The sequence below is a fragment of the Hymenobacter agri genome, assembly GCF_054778495.1.
This window is the reverse complement of the sequence record NZ_BAAGZM010000940.1, coordinates 1-1,158: the sequence shown is the minus strand read 5'-3', so window position 1 is coordinate 1,158 and position 1,158 is coordinate 1. Positions and strand designations below refer to the sequence as shown.

The 1,158-nt window shown below is 66.8% G+C and carries 2 protein-coding genes; both read right to left on the bottom strand.

The genetic code is table 11. From position 1 onward, the window contains the following. Window positions 1-931 (bottom strand): hypothetical protein (locus ACYVDE_RS23535; protein ID WP_460503957.1); only part of this gene is annotated, 931 nt, incomplete at its 3' end. A gap of 62 nt (window positions 932-993) precedes the next feature. After that, window positions 994-1,137, bottom strand: coding sequence for a glycoside hydrolase family 30 beta sandwich domain-containing protein (locus tag ACYVDE_RS23530; RefSeq protein WP_460503958.1), 144 nt, complete (start codon window positions 1,135-1,137; stop codon window positions 994-996). Window positions 1,138-1,158 lie beyond the last annotated feature (21 nt).

Below are 1,158 nucleotides of genomic sequence, written 5' to 3'. Positions count from 1 at the left end.
TGCCGCCGGCCACGGTATAGCTCAGCTGGCTGGCGCTGCTCAAGGGGTTGGGGTAGGCGGTAGCGGCCAACGCCTCGGCCGTGGCGGCGCGGCTGGCCAGCGGACCGGTGCCCACCTGGTAGGTGTAGTACTGCAGGCGCGGAATGGTGCTGAAGTTGGGGTCAGTGCCGAGGTCGGTGGTCTGGCCCGCAATCTGGGGCAGCACGTCGGAGTAGAAGTCGCCGTTGTCGGCCACGTAAGCGGCCATCACGCGGAACAAGCTGCCCGCGGCCGCCCCGCCCAGCGAGCTCAGCGGGTATTCCGCCTCCCAGCCGGTGCTGGTGTTGGCCGTGACGCTGCCCGCCGACCCGGTTTTGAACGCCAGCTTGGCCCCCACGAAATTGGTGGTGGGGTCGGTGATGTTGAGGATGGTGCCCTGCTTGTCCACTGGGCCCAGGTACTTGTCGGGGGCGCGGCCGGCCGCGTTCAGGGCCACGGTTAGGTCTTCCTTGCTGTGATAGGAGTTGAGGTCGGAGCTGCCGGTGAGGGGCGACACCGTGACGCGAAACGCGAAATCGGCCGGCATGTCGAGCGTGGGCCGGTGGCGCAGCTGCGACGAGTTGTCGTCGCCGCCGGGCAGGCGGGTGCCGGCCGCCACGCCGGTTTTGTTGGGCGCATCGAGGTAGAGCACCAGGGCGCTGTAGGCACTCTGCTCGGGCGAGGCTACTACCATGATATTGAGTGTGGTAGCCGTGGTGCCCACGTAAATGGCTTTCAGGCCCCGGTCGTTCACCGAGTGCGCGCCGGCGTAGGTGCCCAGCAGCTGGTATTTGCCCGGGCCGGTGCCCACCTCGGCGGCCGACAGCGTGCCGTCGACGGTGAACTGGGCCTGCGCGCTCAGCGAGCTGAGCGCCAGGGCGGCGAGGGCGGAAAGAGTAAAGCGCTTTTTCATGGGAATTTGAGAATAGAAAGTGAAAAAAGTGGGAATTGAAAAATGGGTAATAAGTCAGGTTTTTACCACGCGTAGGTGCCCACGGCCCCGGCGGGCAGTGTGGCCACCGCCTGCTGTCCGCCCTGTCGGATGCGGAAGGTCTGGGCCGTAGTACCGTCGTTCAATACCAGCAGCACGCGCTGGCCGGCCGGGGTGCGGAAGGCCACGTTGGGCAGCGCGGCGGGCCC